The organism is Leptospira biflexa serovar Patoc strain 'Patoc 1 (Paris)' (assembly GCF_000017685.1).
Classification (GTDB): domain Bacteria; phylum Spirochaetota; class Leptospiria; order Leptospirales; family Leptospiraceae; genus Leptospira_A; species Leptospira_A biflexa.
Genome location: NC_010602.1, coordinates 71,707 through 89,815 on the forward strand (window position 1 = coordinate 71,707; position 18,109 = coordinate 89,815).

The 18,109-nt window shown below is 38.9% G+C and carries 19 protein-coding genes; 6 read left to right on the plus strand and 13 right to left on the minus strand.

The features are described 5' to 3' along the window. The first annotated feature begins 38 nt into the window (after positions 1–38). Entirely contained in the window at positions 39–902 is an 864-nt protein-coding gene (gene mtnP, locus LEPBI_RS00360; RefSeq protein ID WP_012387108.1) for an S-methyl-5'-thioadenosine phosphorylase, read from the plus strand. On the opposite strand, the gene LEPBI_RS00365 is transcribed toward mtnP, so the two are convergent. Next, positions 899–1,291: an STAS domain-containing protein gene (locus LEPBI_RS00365; RefSeq protein ID WP_012387109.1), complete on the minus strand. Its 393-nt coding sequence runs from the start codon at positions 1,289–1,291 to the stop codon at positions 899–901. The genes mtnP and LEPBI_RS00365 overlap by 4 nt on opposite strands. Continuing rightward, positions 1,288–2,457, minus strand: a complete 1,170-nt coding sequence (gene galK, locus LEPBI_RS00370; RefSeq protein WP_012387110.1) for a galactokinase — start codon at positions 2,455–2,457, stop codon at positions 1,288–1,290. The genes LEPBI_RS00365 and galK overlap by 4 nt, the downstream gene beginning before the upstream one ends. A gap of 44 nt (positions 2,458–2,501) precedes the next feature. Between galK and LEPBI_RS00375 the strand changes: the two genes are divergently transcribed. Continuing rightward, the gene (locus tag LEPBI_RS00375; RefSeq protein WP_012387111.1) at positions 2,502–3,854 is read left to right on the plus strand and encodes a glucose-6-phosphate isomerase; all 1,353 of its coding nucleotides are present in this window, start codon (positions 2,502–2,504) and stop codon (positions 3,852–3,854) included. On the opposite strand, the gene LEPBI_RS00380 is transcribed toward LEPBI_RS00375, so the two are convergent. The 4 genes from LEPBI_RS00380 to LEPBI_RS00395 are packed head-to-tail and all read right to left on the minus strand — an operon-like array spanning position 3,831 to position 8,845. Continuing rightward, on the minus strand, positions 3,831–4,553 hold the full coding sequence (locus LEPBI_RS00380; RefSeq protein ID WP_012387112.1) for a nucleotidyltransferase family protein: 723 nt from the start codon (positions 4,551–4,553) through the stop codon (positions 3,831–3,833). The genes LEPBI_RS00375 and LEPBI_RS00380 overlap by 24 nt on opposite strands. Next, positions 4,550–5,539, minus strand: a complete 990-nt coding sequence (locus LEPBI_RS00385; protein ID WP_012387113.1) for a phosphotransferase — start codon at positions 5,537–5,539, stop codon at positions 4,550–4,552. The genes LEPBI_RS00380 and LEPBI_RS00385 overlap by 4 nt, the downstream gene beginning before the upstream one ends. A gap of 8 nt (positions 5,540–5,547) precedes the next feature. Beyond that, positions 5,548–7,059 carry a hybrid sensor histidine kinase/response regulator gene (locus tag LEPBI_RS00390; protein WP_012387114.1) on the minus strand — a complete coding sequence of 504 codons (1,512 nt, stop codon included), beginning with the start codon at positions 7,057–7,059 and terminating at the stop codon, positions 5,548–5,550. Beyond that, positions 7,052–8,845 carry an ATP-binding protein gene (locus tag LEPBI_RS00395; RefSeq protein ID WP_012387115.1) on the minus strand — a complete coding sequence of 598 codons (1,794 nt, stop codon included), beginning with the start codon at positions 8,843–8,845 and terminating at the stop codon, positions 7,052–7,054. Before LEPBI_RS00395 ends, LEPBI_RS00390 begins: the two co-directional genes overlap by 8 nt. 70 nt (positions 8,846–8,915) lie before the next feature. On the opposite strand from LEPBI_RS00395, the gene LEPBI_RS00400 reads away from it, so the two are divergent. Further along, positions 8,916–9,716, plus strand: coding sequence for an alpha/beta fold hydrolase (locus tag LEPBI_RS00400; RefSeq protein WP_226992833.1), 801 nt, complete (start codon positions 8,916–8,918; stop codon positions 9,714–9,716). Here the strand turns inward: LEPBI_RS00400 and LEPBI_RS00405 are convergent, their stop codons facing one another. Continuing rightward, entirely contained in the window at positions 9,717–9,950 is a 234-nt protein-coding gene (locus LEPBI_RS00405) for a ferredoxin (protein WP_012387117.1), read from the minus strand. It lies immediately after the preceding gene. Positions 9,951–9,999: 49 nt separating this feature from the next. Between LEPBI_RS00405 and LEPBI_RS00410 the strand changes: the two genes are divergently transcribed. Continuing rightward, the gene (locus tag LEPBI_RS00410; RefSeq protein ID WP_012387118.1) at positions 10,000–10,365 is read left to right on the plus strand and encodes a response regulator; all 366 of its coding nucleotides are present in this window, start codon (positions 10,000–10,002) and stop codon (positions 10,363–10,365) included. Here LEPBI_RS00410 and LEPBI_RS00415 read toward each other — a convergent pair. Genes LEPBI_RS00415 through LEPBI_RS00440 form a run of 6 tightly spaced genes read right to left on the minus strand, consistent with a single transcriptional unit; the run spans position 10,362 to position 16,367 of the window. Continuing rightward, on the minus strand, positions 10,362–11,135 hold the full coding sequence (locus LEPBI_RS00415) for a TlyA family RNA methyltransferase (protein WP_012387119.1): 774 nt from the start codon (positions 11,133–11,135) through the stop codon (positions 10,362–10,364). The two genes, LEPBI_RS00410 and LEPBI_RS00415, sit on opposite strands and share 4 nt — an antisense overlap. Beyond that, positions 11,116–12,042, minus strand: coding sequence for a polyprenyl synthetase family protein (locus LEPBI_RS00420; protein ID WP_420804607.1), 927 nt, complete (start codon positions 12,040–12,042; stop codon positions 11,116–11,118). The genes LEPBI_RS00415 and LEPBI_RS00420 overlap by 20 nt, the downstream gene beginning before the upstream one ends. A 50-nt stretch (positions 12,043–12,092) precedes the next feature. After that, positions 12,093–12,506 (minus strand): nucleoside-diphosphate kinase, encoded by a 414-nt coding sequence (locus LEPBI_RS00425; protein ID WP_012387121.1) that lies wholly within the window; start codon positions 12,504–12,506, stop codon positions 12,093–12,095. Between the two features lie 42 nt (positions 12,507–12,548). Continuing rightward, positions 12,549–14,657 (minus strand): cation:proton antiporter domain-containing protein, encoded by a 2,109-nt coding sequence (locus LEPBI_RS00430; protein ID WP_012387122.1) that lies wholly within the window; start codon positions 14,655–14,657, stop codon positions 12,549–12,551. 17 nt (positions 14,658–14,674) lie between these two features. Further along, on the minus strand, positions 14,675–15,157 hold the full coding sequence (coaD, locus tag LEPBI_RS00435) for a pantetheine-phosphate adenylyltransferase (RefSeq protein WP_012387123.1): 483 nt from the start codon (positions 15,155–15,157) through the stop codon (positions 14,675–14,677). A gap of 1 nt (position 15,158) precedes the next feature. Beyond that, on the minus strand, positions 15,159–16,367 hold the full coding sequence (locus LEPBI_RS00440; protein ID WP_012387124.1) for an argininosuccinate synthase: 1,209 nt from the start codon (positions 16,365–16,367) through the stop codon (positions 15,159–15,161). An 81-nt stretch (positions 16,368–16,448) separates the two neighbouring features. On the opposite strand from LEPBI_RS00440, the gene LEPBI_RS00445 reads away from it, so the two are divergent. Both LEPBI_RS00445 and LEPBI_RS00450 read left to right on the plus strand, forming a co-directional pair. Continuing rightward, the gene (locus tag LEPBI_RS00445) at positions 16,449–17,597 is read left to right on the plus strand and encodes a nitrilase-related carbon-nitrogen hydrolase (RefSeq protein WP_012387125.1); all 1,149 of its coding nucleotides are present in this window, start codon (positions 16,449–16,451) and stop codon (positions 17,595–17,597) included. Beyond that, positions 17,581–18,108, plus strand: a complete 528-nt coding sequence (locus LEPBI_RS00450; protein ID WP_012476059.1) for a hypothetical protein — start codon at positions 17,581–17,583, stop codon at positions 18,106–18,108. The genes LEPBI_RS00445 and LEPBI_RS00450 overlap by 17 nt, the downstream gene beginning before the upstream one ends. Position 18,109 lies beyond the last annotated feature (1 nt).

The following is an 18,109-nucleotide window of genomic DNA, read 5'->3' on the forward strand; positions in this document are numbered from 1 at the left end:
AAATCGTTAGGGGAAAACTGCACTTTAAGAGGATTCATATGGCAAATGTAGTGAAAATCGGGGTGATTGGCGGAACAGGTTTGTATTCAATCGACGGGATGGAAATTCTAAAAGAAATCCACCCTGATACTCCGTGGGGAAAACCTTCTGATACCATCACCATTGGTCGATTCAAAGGAAAAGAAATTGCCTTTTTACCAAGGCATGGAAAGGGACATTTTTTAAATCCTAGCGAAGTCCCTGCTCGTGCGAACATTGCCGCATTAAAGCAGTTAGGTGTAGAAGAAATCATTGCCTTTAGTTCTGTGGGAAGTCTCCGACAAGAAATTGCACCACGAGATTTTGTGATTCCGTCACAGATCATTGATCGAACGAAATCGAGACATGCAACATTTTTTGAAAATGGTATGGTGGCCCATGCTCCGTTTGCTGATCCGTTTTCTTCCGGTCTTGCAAAAAAAGTAGAAGAAGCCGCAAAACAAATCAACCTTCCCATCCATACCAACAAAACTTTGATTTGTATGGAAGGACCTCTATTTTCAACAAGAGCCGAATCTCACATGTATCGTTCTTGGGGTGCTGATATCATCAACATGACAGTGTTGCCAGAAGCAAAACTTGCCAGAGAAGCAGAAATTCTATACCAAATGGTTTGTATGTCCACAGACTATGACTGTTGGAAAGAAGACGAAGCCCACGTCACTTTGGAGATGGTCCTTGCGAACTTGAGCACCAATGCAGATACTGCAAAAAAACTTTTGTCCACTCTGATTGACTTATTAGGAAAGTCGGATGATACGAGTTTGGTGGGAAGCACGAAGTTTTCTTTGGTGACGGCTCCGGAAAAAAGAAACCCAGAACAAATCAACAAACTTAAATTTTTATTCCCAAGTTATTTTTAAGTATGTGCAATTGCTTGCTCCAGTGTTGGAAAAATCTGGAGTAGGCTTTTTAGTTTTGTGAGTTCTAAAACATAACGTACTTTTTCAGAAGGGGATACAATCCGTATGTATCCCTGTTGTTTGACAAGCCGGGAGTGGATTCCCAAACAAACACCAAGTCCTGAACTATCAATATAACTCACTTGTTCAAAGTTTAAAAAAAGATGATGGATTCCCTTTGAAATTAAAATTTCCAAATTTTCTTTCATCACTTGGGAATTGTATAAATTGATTTCGCCAGATAACTCGAAATAAACGGCTGATTCAGGGAGTGGGACAAATCTCTGTTGTAGGACTTCCATTTTGAAATCCCCACTTTCTACGGTATAATCATCCCAATTTTCAATCATATGGAAATTTCCCTCACGCCATCCGAGATTTGAAACTTGTAGAAGTCTAACGCAAGGTTAAATTTTTGTTGATAACTTTTTTTCATTTCCGGGTTTATTTTGACAAAATGCTCTTTTTTGTCTAGTACGAGTACGCACCCACCAAACCCACCTCCAATCATTCTGGCACCCATGACTCCCAATCCTTTTAAGGTAGAAACGATGAAGTCCGTTTCTTCGCAAGACACTTCAAAATTTTTTGACAAGGATTCATGTGCGCCATACAAAGCTTCCCCCACTTGGGCAAACTGGTTTGTTTCCAAACCTTGGATGACAAGTTTTGTTCTCTCTCGTTCTGTCACAACATGAAGGGTTCGTTTTAGTTCTTCTGAGTTTAATCCACAATCTCTGATTTCTTCTTCAGAGAGAGCGACATCATACAATTGTTTGATATTTGGGTGTTTGATTTGAATTTTCGCCAATGCGGATTCACATTCTTGCCTACGTTTGTTATACGCACTGTCTTTGAGGTTGTGTTTTACGTTTGAATTGACGAGATAAAATTCATGATCACCTAATTCAAAATGGTGGTATGAGTATTTCAGACTTTCTGTATTGAGTGAGATACAATCATTTTCTTTTCCTACCGCAATGATGAATTGGTCCATGATCCCACATTTGGTACCGACAAAATTGTTTTCGGCTTTCTGTCCAATCACGGCAATTTGTTCTTTTGGAATACCAAGTCTGAATGTTTCGGAAATCGCAAAGCCAGTTACCACTTCTAATGCAGCTGAGGAAGAGAGCCCAGATCCTTGTGGGATATTTCCATCCACTAACACATCAAACCCAGGAACTTGATAACCTAGGGCTTCTATTTCTACGATGACACCTGTGATATAGTCAGTCCAAGGAGAAGTTGGATTGGGTCGGAAAGGTTTTTCCACCTTAATGGTTTCATGATAAGTAATGGAATGGAATTGATAGAATGGAGATTGGTTGGGACGCAAAAACAACTGAACCGAAAAATCAATTGCGGCTGGTAGGACAATTCCACCCAAATAGTCAACATGTTCTCCAATGATATTGATCCTTGCGGGTGCAACAAACATTCGTGGTTTGGAATTTGTTTTTCCAAATATATGTTCAAATTGATTCAAATTTTCTTTACTTCTCAATGAATCCACTTCATCTTCCTTTCGATGCTATACTTTATTTTAGGACAGGTGCTATGTCGAATCTAAAAATTTCAGATCGCTTTGTGAAACCCTTTCTTGACCAATCCAAATTGGAGAAAGAATTGGAAAGAGCGGAAATGGCTCGGCAAACCGTACTCAATGGATCCGGATTAGGAAATGAATTTTTAGGATGGGTAAACCTTCCTAGCCAAACAAAAGCAGAAGATTTACAAAACATCCGAAAGGCGGCTGAGTTGATTCAGTCCCATTCTCAATACCTAGTGGTAGTTGGAATCGGTGGCAGTTACCTAGGTGCTCGCGCTGTCATCGAAGCTCTCACCCCTGAGTTTAGCACTCCTGAAACACAAAAGAAAACGGTTAAAATTTTATACGCTGGGCATCATTTGGATGCGGATTATCATTTTCGACTGCTTGCTTTTTTAGAAAACAAAGAGTTTTCTGTGAATGTCATTTCAAAGTCTGGTACCACGACGGAGCCGGCAATCGCCTTTCGGTTGTTACTTTCTTTGCTCGAAAGAAAGTATGGAAAAGAAAATATCAAACATCGTGTGTTTGCCACTACCGATAGGTCCAAAGGGGCACTCAAACACCTAGCAGATGAGTATAAATTTCCTACTTTTGTGATCCCTGATGATGTGGGGGGAAGGTACTCTGTCTTCACACCCGTTGGACTGCTTCCCATTGCTGCCGCAGGTTTTAGTATCAATAAATTGATGGATGGAGCCAAACAAATGGAATCCGAATTAAAATCCACTGCATCCAAAGATGGGAACTTAGCGTGTTTTTACGCTGCCATTCGGAATGGTTTGTATTCCTTGGGCAAAACAACTGAAATTTTTGTGTCATATAACCCTTCGTTTGGTTATGTCTCTGAGTGGTGGAAACAATTGTTTGGAGAAAGTGAAGGTAAAAATGGAAAAGGTATTTTCCCTGCTTCTGTTCAATTCACGACGGACTTACACTCGATGGGCCAGTACATCCAGGATGGAGAAAGGAAATTGATGGAGACAGTCATCAAAGTGGAAGCACCTAAACAAGATGTCTATCTTACCGAAAAAACAGATGATAATGATGGATTGAATTATTTAGCAGGGAAAAAACTTTCTGAAGTCAATCAAAGTGCAATGCTTGGAACGTTGATTGCACATAAAGATGGTGGAGTTCCCTGTTTGGAAATTACTTTACCATCGATCAATGAGGAAACATTGGGGGAATTGTTGTATTTTTATGAATTCTCCTGTGCTGTTTCAGGTTATATGTTAGGTGTTAATCCTTTTGACCAACCCGGTGTCGAAGATTATAAAAATAATATGTTTGCTCTGTTGGGTAAAAAAGGATATGAAAAACGAAAGGAAGAAATCCTAAGCCATCTTGGATTTAGCTAAAAAACTTTTTATCTGTTCGAGTGATTTTCCAAACACATCTTTTGTTTGGTAAGTTTCCCAAAGTTCTTTTGTTCCTAAATCTAACACTTCGCCGGGGAAAATTTCTCCGGTGATCTCACCTCGTTTGGCAAGGTCTTTAAATATATCTGACAAATCGTAATACTGATTTTTTTCCAAACTAGATAGACAAATTGGATCCAAAACAGCAAGTCCAATATAATAATAATTACCTTTTCCAAATTCCAAAGTTTGATCCTTGCCAATGGATATTTTTGTATAAGATTCACCTTCGGGAATTGGTAACAGATAGAGATGTATTTTCGAATGTTTCGCTAAACCTAACTTAGGTGTAAATTGAGGATTCGGAAAGAGAAGGGTATCAGGATTAATGAGTAAGATAGGTTCGAAAACAGAATCATCTGGTAATGCAGTTCGAATGCCACCTGCCGTTCCTAAAATTTCCTTCCTTTCAAAAGAAACTTCAATTTGTAAGTTTTTAAAGTTTTGTAAATGCCTTCTGATTTGTTCGCCTAAATAATGTGTGTTGACCCATATTTTTTCAATATTCCAAAGGTGTAATAGATACAAGGCATAATCAAGTAAGGCAATGGATTGTATTTTTAAGAGAGGTTTCGGGGTATTTTCTGTAAGTGAACCCATTCGTTTGCCAAATCCTGCTGCGAGAACAAATGCATTCATAGATTTAAGTTTCGAAAGTCCTTATGGTGGTTTAGTTCATCTCTCAAACTTCTGACAAAAATAAAAAGTGAATCAGCAAACATTCCTAATTGGATAATTTCCTCTAATTGATTTAAACAAGAAAGAATCGAAGGTTTGAATTTTTCCTTATCGAGATCCACAACCATTCGGAAATAGGTACCTAATGCTTTAAAGGATCTTTGTAAGGCTTGTAGGTAAAATGTATCTTTAAATTTTTTGGATTGGTCCACATTCCTTTCTTGGAAATACTGAAGCATTTTCAATCGGAATTCTCGTGGAAGTGGATAATAGGCATCATATAAAATTGATGCCAAGTCATACTGAGGAACACCCATACGCGCATCCTGGTAATCTATTAAAACATAACTATGGTTTGGTGATCGCAATAAATTTCGACAATGAAAATCTCGGTGTGTGAATACATTGATGGCATATTTGTCTAAATAACCAATCGTTTCTTCCATAAAAGCTCGTGCTTCAGCAGTGATGGAAGTTTTGAGTTGGTATTTGGCTTGAAAGGTATCAAATTTTTCTAACGTAAGATTGGTTTCGAAACTTAATTTTTCCAAATCAAACCTACGATTTTTGACAAAACTAGGTGACTCTAAAGATTGTAATTTGAGAATCAAATCCACAATTTTGGGAAATTGTGACATGTAATCAGAAAGTTGATACGAACTAAAATCTAACTTCCCTTCGAATGACATACAAAGGATTCCTAACGATTTGTTTGTTTCATAAATTTTGGGAACATGGAATCCGTTTTGGTCCAAGTATAAACTCAATTGGACAAAATCTTCGTTTATGGTTTCATCTACACAAACCACTTCTTCTCGATTATGGGTTGTGGTGATGTGAAAGTATCGCCGACTTGAAGCTTCTTCTTGTAAGGGAGTCACTGTACAAGTTTTACCATAACGAGTATGGATAAATTCTAATTGAGATTCATTGATTCCAGAATTCACGTTACCAACTAGGATTCGGAAACCTCAGGAAAAATAAAATGAAATTTAGATCCTTTTCCAGGATTAGAATCGATTTGCAGATCAATTTCGAAATTATCGACTATTTGTTTGACGACAAACATTCCAAGACCGGTTCCTTTTCCTAATTCCTTTGTTGTGAAATATGGTTCATAAATTTTTTCTAAGGTCTCAGGAGACATCCCCTCACCATCATCTGTAATGATTAGGTGAGCCTTATGATTCTGAAGGTATGCCTTAATTTCAATAGTTCCAATGTTATTTGTCGCATCGGCCGCGTTTAACAAAATATTAGAAAGTAAAAGTGCAAATTGGTCTGAGTTCATGCGGAATGGAATGGTTTCATTCGCTTCATCGCGTTTGATTTGGCAGTATTTTAATTTTGCCGTTTCTTTAAATACTTGTAATACAGCAGTGATTTCTCCATTCAAATTGAGAATTTCAGTTTTTTCATGATTGGATTTTACCGACTTACCAAGTTGCAACAAATTGGAAGTTAATGCTCTGAGTTTCTCAGTTTGGTTGAGTGTGACTTTTAGGGCACGATCCTTCAGCATTAGGTCAGCATTTTCACGCGAAGCCATTTCCACAAATCCTTGGATGGCCGTAAGTGAATTGTTAATTTCGTGACCAATGCTTGCCGCTACGACTGATAAAAATGCTCTCCTTTCAGAATGGATGAGTTGTTCCACCATCAATTTCTTTTGTGTGACATCGCGGATCACACCAGTATAATAAGAATCTCCATCCAAACTATAAGAACAAATGGCAATATCAGCAAGGAAAGTAGTTGAATCGGATCTTTGTAATGTCACATCAGAAAGTTGTAAGGTCGATTTATTTGGCTCCTGACTCAATACACTCGAAACTTGATTCATGTATTTTTGCATCTTGTTTTCTGTAAATAAGAGCCGAACATTTTGTCCGATTAAATCAAGTGGGGAATGAAATCGAAACATATCAAAACTTGCTTTGTTTGCCGAAACAATCACCAATTTATGATTGATAGTGATGACAGCATCAGATGTGGCATTTAATATAGCCGCGTTTTGTCTATTTAAGTCTAAGTTTTGAGTACGGAGTGCCTTCTCAAGTTTTTCGGATAACAATAATTTTTCTAAGTCAGAATCTTTTTGATTTTTGACTTCTAATGCTCGTTTTACGACAGAGAGTAATTGTGTCCTGTCTACAGGTTTGGAAATATATTCATATGCATGATATCGGATGGCAGCTTCCGCTGAAGATAGATTTGGATTTCCTGTAATCAAGATCACAGGTAGGTTGATATTTTTTTCCGCAATGAATTTGGTAAAATCAATCCCAGACATGCCGGACATTAATATATCAGATATGACTAGGGAAAACGTTTCGCCCGTCTCAATTCTTTTCACAGCATCCGAAGCAGATTCCGAAAGTTCGATTTGGTAACCTTCACGTGATAATACACGTTTCAAAGCGATACGAATGTCTTCTTCATCATCGATGATTAAAATTTTATCCATTTTCATCCGTATGAGCAGGGAGGAATATTTCTACCTTTGTTCCCACTCCATTTTTTGTTTTGATATAAATTTCCCCGCCATGTTCGGCGATGATTTTTTTAGAGATTGATAGTCCCAAACCCGTTCCTTGTTTGTTACGCCTAGTGGTAAACAGGGGTAAAAAAACTTTTTCTAAGGTGTCATCATCGATCCCTGGTCCATTGTCTTCTACTGAAAATACAACCCAGTCCTTTTTTTGACTCCGAACAAGGTCAATTCCCAACTCTATTTTTGGATTCATTCTAGCTGTTTCCATTTCAGACAATGCGTTAATCGAATTCACCACACAATTGATCAACACTTGTTCGATCTCCTGCCATCGTACAAAAATCCCAGGTAAATTGGGGCCAGCATGCCGAGTGAAATGTATATTCTTTTTTCGACAACTGACTTCCACCAATTCACTTGTTCTCACCAAAATATAATAAGGTGATACAAAATCTCGATTTGGACTTTCCATCCTTCCTAAATCAAGCAAAGCTTTTACTAAATCACGAATTCGTAAATTGGCAGCTTCAATTTTTTGTAAAATATTTTTCCTTTCATTTGCATCCGTTTCATCAACTGTAATCAAATCTTCCAAATATAGCAGTGCACTTTGTAATGGATTATTAATTTCATGGGCAAGACCTGCCGCTATCTCACCAATACTTGCGAATTTCATGGATTCTATCAATTGTCGATCCAAACGTTTGGCTTCAGTAATATCGGAGAAAACTAACATCACTTTTTTATCATTAGGATTGAGTCTTCTTACGGGTATATATTTGATTTCAAAAGTTTTATCTTCACCTAATAAGGTATAATCGAATTCTGCTCTTTGTGTGGTTTGAGTTTCAATGGAATTCTGTAAAACTTCTGTCAGTTTGGACTTAATCTCTTTTGCAAAAAAGTGAAATATATTTTCGCCTGTTTCAAATGCCAATAGTTGAAACAATAAAAACTTAAAAATAGGAGCCACCTCAAGGATAACAGCATCTTGGTTTACGATCACAAAACCATTATTGATCGTTGCAAAAAAAGTTTTTAATTTATCTTCTCCATATTTGATTGAGTTTTCAGCATTTTGAATTGAAGACAAATTCAATAACAAAATTGTGATTTCGTTTGTGTTAGAAAGTATGGTTGGCGTTAAAAAACTCTGAAGTTGGAATTTTTGTTTTTCTCCGAACCCAGATTGAATTTCAATGTCGTGTTTGATGTTTTGAATCAACAAATCGTTTTTAATTTTTTCTGGTAAGGAAAGGATTTCAAAAATCGATTTTTTCCGAACCTGTTCCAAACTGAGTGAAAAAAATTCTAAAAACCGAGTGTTTGCAAATTGAATCTTTCCGACAGAATCTGTCCTTAAAAAAGGAATTTCTAATGCATCACCATTGAGGTAAGGAAGATTTTCTATCTGGGATTGCCATTCGATAGAAACAATATATACATCCTCATCTTCTTCAAAAAAATCAGCGAGTGATGAAAACTGAACAATGACTGGTATTTTTTCTCGTTTTTGATTGAGTAAATGAATGGGAAACGTTTCCGATTGTTTCCGTTTATTTTCCTCATAAAAAACGGATTTTGAAGTTTCATCGATGATATAATCCATAGAAAATGGAAATTTTTCCAAAACTCCCAATCGTTCTTTGATTTGATCATGACAATACAAAATCTTTTGGGATTTAAGATCGACGAATAGAAAAGTTTTCGAGGAATGGGATAGTAGCTGCGATAACCTGAGAATTTTTCTTTCTAACATTATGATTAAACTTTTTTACCGAAGCCTTTATCGAAATTATCAGTCCCAGAGACGTAAATCAATGAAAAATATGGGTGGAATTCCCTCTTATGTCAACATGGGAGGACACCGTATTTTTTACTGGAAGTTTGGCAATGGTAACCAAAAACCGATTGTTTTTTTCCATGGTTTGCTGGATGAAAGTTTCGGTTTTCGCCGGGTCGTGAAAGAATTGTTAAACGACGGCCATCCTCTCTATGTTTTTGATTTACCTGGTTATGGAAAAAGTAAATTACCTCAAGTGAAATACCTATTCCAAATCGATGTTTGGGCAAACTTACTTTTAGAATGTATTGAAAAATTGAATTTAAAGAACATTTGTTTGGTAGGTCATTCCATGGGTGGACTTGTCTCCCAACATCTGGTCCTAGGAGATCAGCACAAACGTGTTGAAAAATTAATCCTCCTTGCCCCGGGAGGGATTCCTCACCCAGAACGAGAAAAAATGCGTAAGATTTTATTCCCCAAAACAGAATCACAAGTCGTTTTACTTTTACGTTATTTGTATGGGGAAGAATTTCCTGAACCAGGTTATTTGTTTCGTCATACGCTTGTTACCATTTGGAATGACAAACCAAATGAATATTTGCAAGAGAATACCTTACGCAGGGAAGATGAGATTTTTTTTGGACCCAAAATGAAAGGTATCAAAATTCCAACTTTAATCCTTGCGGGAGCTGAGGATGAAATCACTCCTCCGTTTATGATGAACCAAATGAAGTCGTATATTAAAAAAAGTAAAGTGGTTTGGATCCCAAAAATTAGACATGCCATCCATTTAGAGAGACCCGATGTAGTCGCAAAGAATATTAGAGAATTCTATTATTCTTAATTATTCCCCATCGTCGCCAATCGCATCGACGGGACACATTGCCATTGCTGCTTTTGCTTGTTTTTCTTCTGCCTGGTTTTTAGGCTGATTTTTGAAAAAAATGTGCGTTTCGTCCGCACTGTATTCTAGCAGGTTTGGTGCCTCTTTGACACAGTCATTACAGGGAACACAAGTCTGGTCGACATAGTATTTTCCTGGTACATTCTCGGGTTGTTTGATACTTTTATCAGCCATATCGTATTTTTACTTTTTAACAGACCCCCCCTTATAAAATAAAGCATATATGACGAAAAAGAACATCCTCATCGTCGAGGATGAACCATTCCTCGGACTCAATATCAAACAGAAAATTGAATCCTTCGGTTTTCATGTGATTGCAGTTGTGCCATCCGGGGATGAGGCATTCCAAATTGTTTCTGAAAAGGTACCTGATTTGATCCTTATGGATATCAATTTAGAGGGTTCTCTCGATGGGATTGAAACAGCGGAATCTTTACGGGAACAGTTTTCAGTTCCAGTTTTATTTTTGACTGGATTTCTCGATGAAACGTCAAAACAACGAATCAATCAAAATTCATCTTATGCCTATCTTATGAAACCATTTTCAACTGACCAATTGAAAGAAGCGGTCACTGGATTTATGGTTTAACTTTCTGACCTTCTTTCCCATCGAATCAAAAACTCACGATTGCCATCCGCACCTTGGATAGGAGATTCACCTAACCCAAGGAATTCAAGTTTTGGATCATTTTTTTTGATCTTTAACCAAACATTTTTAATCGTTTTACCGATATTATGCGAATCAATTAAAATCCCTTTTTCTAACTTTGAAGGATGGACCTCAAATTGAGGTTTGAAAAGTGATATCCCTTGCCAATGGATGTCTGGGTATTTTTGAAACAATGGTAATAGATGGCTAAAGACAGGAACTAACGAAATAAAACTCAAATCCATCGTGATCCAAGTTTCTTTTGTCAGGGCTCCGAGTGGCAACTTTGGTAACTCTCGTAGGTGAGTTCGATCCAATACAAAAACTTTTGGATCATTGGCAATCTTTTGAGCCAATTGTCCGTAACCGACATCCACGGCGATGACACGAATGGCTCCTTTTTCCAATAATACTTGGCAGAACCCACCAGTCGAAGCACCCAAATCAATACAAGTTTTACCTTCAACTTGGATTGTTTTCCAACGGTCAAAGGCACCAAGGAGTTTGTAAGCACCTCGCGAAACATATGTTTTGATTTTTTCTTTGGTTCTCACTTTATCTTTGTTTGAGATAAGTGTTCCTACTTTGGAGACGATAGTATCATTGACGAGTACCGATCCTGATAGGATTAATGATTGTGCTAATTTTAAATCTTTCGCATAACCTTCGCGAACGAGATAATCATCGAGTCTAATTTTTTCTTTCAGCAATGTACTTAGGCAATCCTAAAAAGAATTCATTGTGTAAAGAGGGAAGTTCCGCTGCCAAAGAAATGGCCTTACCAAGCGTTTGGTCGCGAAGTAATTTTGATTTTTCCAAACCATACAAACTTGGATAGGTCAATTTTCCAGCTTTTGCATCTTTTCCAGGTGTTTTTCCAAGTTCTGCTAAATTCCCTTCCACATCGAGAATATCGTCTGTGATTTGGAAAAGGAGTCCGATTTCTTTCGCATAACGAGTGAGTACGAATTCTCTCTCTTTCCAATCCGCTCGTAATCGGTTTCCCAAAAGAAATGAAGATGTGATGAGGGCGCCTGTCTTTTTTTCATGAATGGATTCGAGTTTGGATTCACGAGCATTGGAACTCGGATTTTTTTCTTCCTCGATGTCTTCCATCTGTCCGAGGATCATTCCAGTCATCCCGGCCCCTTGGTGTAAGATCTGAATGGAGTCACGAAGGAGGTTCGGATCGTTTGCATCCATCATGGATAATAATTGAAAACTCAATGAATTGAGAGTGTCACCAGCAAGGATTGCAGTGGCTTCATCAAATTGTTTGTGGCAAGTTGGTTTTCCGCGACGAGTGTCGTCATTGTCCATCGCAGGTAAATCATCATGGATGAGTGAATATGTATGGATACATTCTACAGCGAGTGCAGCTAAAAAAACGGATTGGTGAGTATCAAAAGGTTCTGAACTAAACAAATCATTTGGTTCAAAAAAGGAATTGATTACAAAGATGGGTCTGACTCGTTTTCCACCTGCATGTAAACTATATAAGCATGCTTCTGTTATGCGAGTTTTGGGAGAAAATAGTTTAGCTGTGTAGGATTCAAAAAAGGAATCAAAAACTTGTTTGGATTTTAGTAGGATTGATTCGAACGAATTTGGCACGATGGGTGAGACCGGTTCTGAATTAAGAACCGATCTGAGTGTAAATCAAAAGCTTAGTTAAGCTCATACCCTTTGAAGAAAAATGCAATTTCTTGTAATGCATTTGCGACTGAGTCAGAACCGTGTACTGCGTTCGCTTCCTTACTTTCTGCAAAAAGAGCGCGGATAGTTCCCGCTTTTGCTTCTTTCGGGTCAGTGGCGCCAATCACGTCTCTCCAGTGTGCCACCGCGTTGTCACGCTCCAAAGCACAAGCAACGATAGGACCGGATGCCATGTATGTGCATAGGTCGTTGTAAAAAGGACGAGCCGCATGGACTGCGTAAAATTGTTTTGCGTCTTCTAGGCTGAGTTTTAGGAATTTCATTCCTAGGATTTTAAATCCTTCTTTTTCAATTCTTTGAAGGATGTCACCGATGTGTTTGTTTTTCACTGCATCGGGTTTAAGCATGATAAAAGTTCTTTCCATATCTCCAGTTGCTTGGAGAAACCGAAAAAAGCAATCGAATCTTTAGGTGGTTAAAAATCGGACCAAAAGAAAAGAGGTGGGGAGAAGATCCATTTTTTCAAAACCCAATTCTTCCCAAACATTGAGATCGATGAGAATGAGTGAATACCCTGTGATTTGGCTTAAGGCAATTGGGAATGGATTGAGATCTGTTTCAGGTTGGATGAGGTTTTCCACTTTGATTTTGTTAAATTTCATTCCCTTTAAGGAGGTGAGTTTTTGTGCAAAACCTAGGATGGGGTCTTTTTCCCCTTTGTAAAGAATGGCAACTCTTTCAATGGATTCTAGGCCATTGTCAATGAGGACACCTACTGTTGCCGGGCAATAATTGAGAATCCCTTTGATTTTTCCGCCAGTATAACTACGAGAAAAAAGTGGTTTTGCAGCTCCAATGAGAAGGATGTCCGTATGTTTGATTTTGGCAAAATTCACAATTTCATATGTGACATTGTCTGTGATGCGGTATTCGGTTTGGACTTGGATACCTAAGCTGGATCCTGTTTGGCGGATCGCTTCGAAACTGGCATCCCGATACTTTCTGATTTCTTCGTTGGACAATGAGTCGTTAGGCGAAATGTGTAATGCAATGAGTTCTAAATTTTTCTTTTGGTTACCGGATAAAGAGAAGGCAAAACGAACCAAACTTTTTCCCATTTTCTCTTGGGCAAAAGCAACAAGGACTCGGAGTTTGCTGTCGGATGGTTTTTCTGGATATGTTGCATTTGCTGTTCTCGCAAAAAACTTTTGGATCCCATCAAGGAGAGGTCCCGTGGAAAGAGTGGTCACGAGTGCCATGAGGACAAAGACTGCAAAAATTTCTGGACTTAGGATTCCTAAATCATAACCAATATTGAGGACAACGAGTTCCATAAGGCCTCGTGTATTCATGAGGGCACCAATCGATAAAGAGTCTTCCCAATTGGACCCAGAGACTCTTGCGGCCAAAGCACTTCCTAAAAACTTACCGACGACTGCCACAAAGAGAACCAGTCCAAACACCAACCAAAGATGAGAGCCATTGAGGAGAGTCACTTCTGTCCTAAGGCCAGTGATGACAAAGAAAATCGGAAGGAACAAAATGACCGCGATGTCTTCGATTTTTTCCGCGATGAGTTTTTTAAGATTTCCTTCAGAAGGCATAATGACACCGGCAAGGAAAGCTCCAAACAGGGCATGGATTCCAATCACTTCTGTAGTGAGAGATGATAAGAATAGAATCATTAAGATGAGCGCAACAGCTGTCCTTGTGAGATTCTCACGAGAAATGTAAATGGAACCCAATCGTTTGAGAAACGGGGCCACCAAATAAATCATAGTAAGGATGTACGCAAACGAAAGTCCGATCGTAAATAAGGCAGTGTTTAAGTTTCCTGCTTTGGAAATGGTAACAATAATCGCAAGAAGGATCCAAGCTGTGATATCATCGGCTGCGGCACATGTGAGAACCATTGCACCGAGCGGAGTACGTGTGAGATTCCGTTCTTGTAAGATTCGTGCAAGCACCGGAAAAGCAGTGATACTCATCGCAATTCCCATAAATAAAGAGAATGATAAAAAACCTACATTCTCGGGAGCATAGTCTGTGTAAAAATAATAAGCCAAAGTCATTCCCAAAAAGAAAGGAAAGATGATACTCGCATGACTGATGATAATTGCAGAATGGGCTTTGTTTTTCAGAACAGAAAGATCAAGTTCCATCCCGATGATGAACATAAATAAAACAAGACCGATTTGGCTTAATGTTCCGAGTGTAGGAAGACTTGAAGGAGGGAAGAGGAAACTCATTGTCTCTGGAAAATAATAACCGAGTAGGGACGGTCCAAGTAAGATCCCCGCTACAATTTCTCCCATCACAGATGGTTGTTTGAGTTTTCTTGTGAATAGATAACCAACAAACCGAGCTGATCCACATACCACGATGATCTGTAAAAATAATAAAGCTAAAGGATGGTGGAACCGATTGAAAAAATTTTCTGTATCTAAGTGACCGTTCGTTGCGATGGTAAGGTTTTTCGTAGATTCTAAAACACCACCTGCTTGGAGTAAGTAATATCCTAAGGATCCAAACAATAATAGTGTAAAACCGTAAAAAACAGTAGAACGAGTTTTCATAGATCCTCAAAGTCCGATCAAACGGAGAATTTTTTCACAAGGGCTTCCCCTACAACATCAGGGACTTGATTGGATACAGCTCTACCATGCCTTGCTACTTCTTTGACGATAGTGGAAGACACAAAAGAGTACTCATTGTCTGCCATTAAGAAATAAGTTTCAATTTCTGGGGCTAATTTTTTGTTCATCAAGGAAATTGCATATTCATAATCAAAATCGGTCACAGCACGTAGGCCTCTGAGAATGACTCGCGAATTTTTTTCCTTACAGTAATCAACCGTAAGGCCTTCAAACGTATCAATTTTGATTTTGTCCCATCCGTGGAACACCTTTCCAATCATCTCCACTCGTTCTTCAGGAGAGAAAAGTGAGGTTTTCTTTGAATTGATCGCAACTGCAATGATGATTTCTTCAAACAGTGGATGGGCTCGCCGTATGATATCTAAATGTCCATTGGTGAATGGATCAAAGGAACCAGGGTATACGGCGATACTTTTCATCTTATTGGTTTACCCTTGCCCATTCTTTCATTGGAAGGCCATACAAATTGATGAAACCTTCTGCATCGTACTGGTTGTACAATTCTTCTTTTTCAAATGTAGAAAGTCCAGCGTTGTACAATGATTTGTTGGATTTTCGACCAACCACAGTACAATTACCTTTGTACAATTTGATACGAACGGTTCCATTCACATACTTTTGAGTGTAGTCCATATAGGCTCTGAGTGCATTCATTTGGTTGGAATACCATTGGCCATTGTAAATGTATCGAGCAAACTCTTGGGAGAGTTCGTCTTTTTTGTGTTGGGTGTCGCGGTCAAGAGTGATGGACTCAAGGTCACGATGAGCAATATGAAGAATGGTTCCACCAGGAGTTTCATAGACTCCACGAGATTTAATCCCAACAAGTCTGTTTTCCACGATGTCCACACGACCCACTCCATTCTTTCCGCCTAAATCATTCAAGGTTTCCATCACTTCGAGAGGATTCATTTTTTTTCCATCAATGGCAACACAGTCTCCATTTTCAAAATCCAATTCTAAATACGTTGGTTTGTCAGGTGCTTTTTCAGGTGAAACGGTGAGGATAAACATATCTTCTTTTGGTTCGTTGTATGGGTCTTCTAAAATTCCACCTTCAAAGGAAAGGTGCATCAGGTTTCTATCCATACTATATGGTTTAGCAGCTGTTACTGGAACTGGGATTCCTTTTTTCTTTGCATATTCTATGAGATCAGCTCGACCACCAAAATCCCATGTCCTCCATGGAGCAATGATTTGTAAGTTAGGCGAAAGAGCTTTGAAAGTGAGTTCAAATCGTACTTGGTCGTTTCCTTTTCCAGTGGCACCATGAGAAAAAGCATCAGCGCCTTCTTTTTTGGCTACATCCGCCATTGCCTTTGCAATGAGTGGTCTCGCAAGCGAGGTGCCGAGTAAATATCGCATTTCATAAATGGCGTTTCCGCGGATCGCAGGGTAAATAAAATCACGTGCAAATTCCAAACGTAGGTCTTGGATGTAAACTTTGGAGGCACCCGTGTTTTTTCCTTTTTCTTCTAAGCCTGTTAATTCTTCTTTTTGACCCACATCGGCACAAAAAGCGATGACTTCACAACCATAGGTATCTTTCAACCAAGCAAGGATCACGGAGGTGTCGAGTCCACCTGAGTAAGCGAGAACGATTTTTTTGGGAGCAGGTTTCTCTTTCATAGAATAAGGTCAAAATAAAAGAAAAAACTAAGAACACAATTAAATATTGTCTGAAACGAAGTTGTGTAGTAGATTTGGTGGATGCGTTTTTTTGTCGCCTTGTCTCTCTTTTTATCCATCGGTTTGATGACGATCCAATGCAAAAAACAACAGTTGGAATCATCTGTCCTATCTGAATCACTACCCAAACCAAAACTATATCTCCAAAGGGAAGGGAAAGGCAAACGTGGGACGATCGTCGGATTAGAACCTTTCCTAAACCAATTCAGTTACGCCACAGAGGAAAGTTTTTATTCGAGTTTGCGGTTGTACTTCCAAGAAGCAAAAGACAACGAAGCAATCTTTGTCGACCGAACCATCTTTGTTTTGCCTGAGTACATCGGAACTTGGCTTGTTGTCACGGCAGAAGACAAGTCAATCTTTGGCACAAAGACGATGTTAGAAGCGATGGAAGAATTGGTGAAACAAAACCTAGGTTCCTTTCTTTGGCACTATGGATTCAGTCCTTCCTATTCCACAGACCATTTAAAGGAAACACTCTTCCGAATGAAGGCCTGGCAAATGACGGATCGATACCAGTCGGTATTTTCCAGGTTGGCTCGGGAATATAGAGTGGGAATCGTGGCAGGTTCCATTGTACTGCCCCACCCCAAAGTGGTAGAAGGAAAGATCACACCGACAGATGGGCCACTTCAAAATGTGAGTTTTTATTTTCATCCCGACGGCCGAGTCGATGACCAAATTGTTCGTAAACTCTTTCCGATTGAAGAGGAGAAACAATTTTTAGTCGAAGGAAAGTTCAATGAAAATCCAATCTATCGCACCCCTCTTGGAAAATTATATACCATGGTTTGTGCTGATTCTTGGTTCCCGGAAGTGTACAAGGAAATGGAAGAATCGGAAGCAGAAATTGTAGTGGTCCCTTCTTTTGTCGCACCGAAAGATGCCTGGGGTCAAAAATGGAATGGTTACAACGGTTATGCGAATCCAAAAGATATAAATCCAAAGGATATTGGAACCATCACGGAGAAAATGGCTTGGAAAAAATATGCATTACTCGGCCGACTCAAAGACCCAGATGTAAAATTAGGAATCAATGTATTCTTTCGCGGAGAGATTTGGGATCTCACAGCAGGTGGTGATGCCTTTTTCCAAATGATGGGAAAACCAGTGAACAATTTGGTCAAAGAAGAAAAAATCCAAGGTAGGTTGTATGTATTCTCTCTCTAGAAAATCGTTTTTGGCACTCCTTCTCTTCTGTGCTGGGATCAAATCCAAAATCAAATACTTCTATTTTAGTGACTCAGAGATCAAAACAGTGACTTCTTTTGCAGAAGTGGTGTTACCTATAAACGAACCAGATATGCCAAATCTGGAAGAAGCAAATGTTATGCGAAGATTAGATGAAGAATTATATTTTGTATCTGACGAAATCCAAGAAGACTTCCACTCCGCTGTGATGGTCCTTACCTATCTGCCATTTTTGTATGGGAAGTTTCGCTTATTCTCCCAATTAGAAAAAGAAGAGCGGATACGGCTCCTTCAGATTTGGTCTGATACAGATTCGGATATTGTTCGGGCTGTGGTGGGCAACTTAAAACTTTTGGTTTGTCTGGTTTACTACGGCCACAAATCCACTTGGGATTCGATATCTTACCCGGGACCTTTTGCTAGCCCTCCTGAAAAATGGAGCGAGGCTCGCCTCCACTATCAAAATTTACTGAAAGGGAATGGAGACTAAG

What these genes read in the sequence shown, in the direction of transcription:
- mtnP (WP_012387108.1), top strand. Translation starts at nt 39, where the DNA reads ATGGCAAATGTAGTGAAAATCGGGGTGATTGGCGGAACAGGTTTGTAT.
- LEPBI_RS00365 (WP_012387109.1), bottom strand. Translation starts at nt 1,291, where the DNA reads ATGATTGAAAATTGGGATGATTATACCGTAGAAAGTGGGGATTTCAAA.
- LEPBI_RS00375 (WP_012387111.1), top strand. Translation starts at nt 2,502, where the DNA reads ATGTCGAATCTAAAAATTTCAGATCGCTTTGTGAAACCCTTTCTTGAC.
- LEPBI_RS00380 (WP_012387112.1), bottom strand. Translation starts at nt 4,553, where the DNA reads ATGAATGCATTTGTTCTCGCAGCAGGATTTGGCAAACGAATGGGTTCA.
- LEPBI_RS00390 (WP_012387114.1), bottom strand. Translation starts at nt 7,059, where the DNA reads ATGGATAAAATTTTAATCATCGATGATGAAGAAGACATTCGTATCGCT.
- LEPBI_RS00395 (WP_012387115.1), bottom strand. Translation starts at nt 8,845, where the DNA reads ATGTTAGAAAGAAAAATTCTCAGGTTATCGCAGCTACTATCCCATTCC.
- LEPBI_RS00400 (WP_226992833.1), top strand. Translation starts at nt 8,916, where the DNA reads ATGGGTGGAATTCCCTCTTATGTCAACATGGGAGGACACCGTATTTTT.
- LEPBI_RS00405 (WP_012387117.1), bottom strand. Translation starts at nt 9,950, where the DNA reads ATGGCTGATAAAAGTATCAAACAACCCGAGAATGTACCAGGAAAATAC.
- LEPBI_RS00410 (WP_012387118.1), top strand. Translation starts at nt 10,000, where the DNA reads ATGACGAAAAAGAACATCCTCATCGTCGAGGATGAACCATTCCTCGGA.
- LEPBI_RS00425 (WP_012387121.1), bottom strand. Translation starts at nt 12,506, where the DNA reads ATGGAAAGAACTTTTATCATGCTTAAACCCGATGCAGTGAAAAACAAA.
- LEPBI_RS00430 (WP_012387122.1), bottom strand. Translation starts at nt 14,657, where the DNA reads ATGAAAACTCGTTCTACTGTTTTTTACGGTTTTACACTATTATTGTTT.
- coaD (WP_012387123.1), bottom strand. Translation starts at nt 15,157, where the DNA reads ATGAAAAGTATCGCCGTATACCCTGGTTCCTTTGATCCATTCACCAAT.
- LEPBI_RS00440 (WP_012387124.1), bottom strand. Translation starts at nt 16,367, where the DNA reads ATGAAAGAGAAACCTGCTCCCAAAAAAATCGTTCTCGCTTACTCAGGT.
- LEPBI_RS00445 (WP_012387125.1), top strand. Translation starts at nt 16,449, where the DNA reads ATGCGTTTTTTTGTCGCCTTGTCTCTCTTTTTATCCATCGGTTTGATG.
- LEPBI_RS00450 (WP_012476059.1), top strand. Translation starts at nt 17,581, where the DNA reads ATGTATTCTCTCTCTAGAAAATCGTTTTTGGCACTCCTTCTCTTCTGT.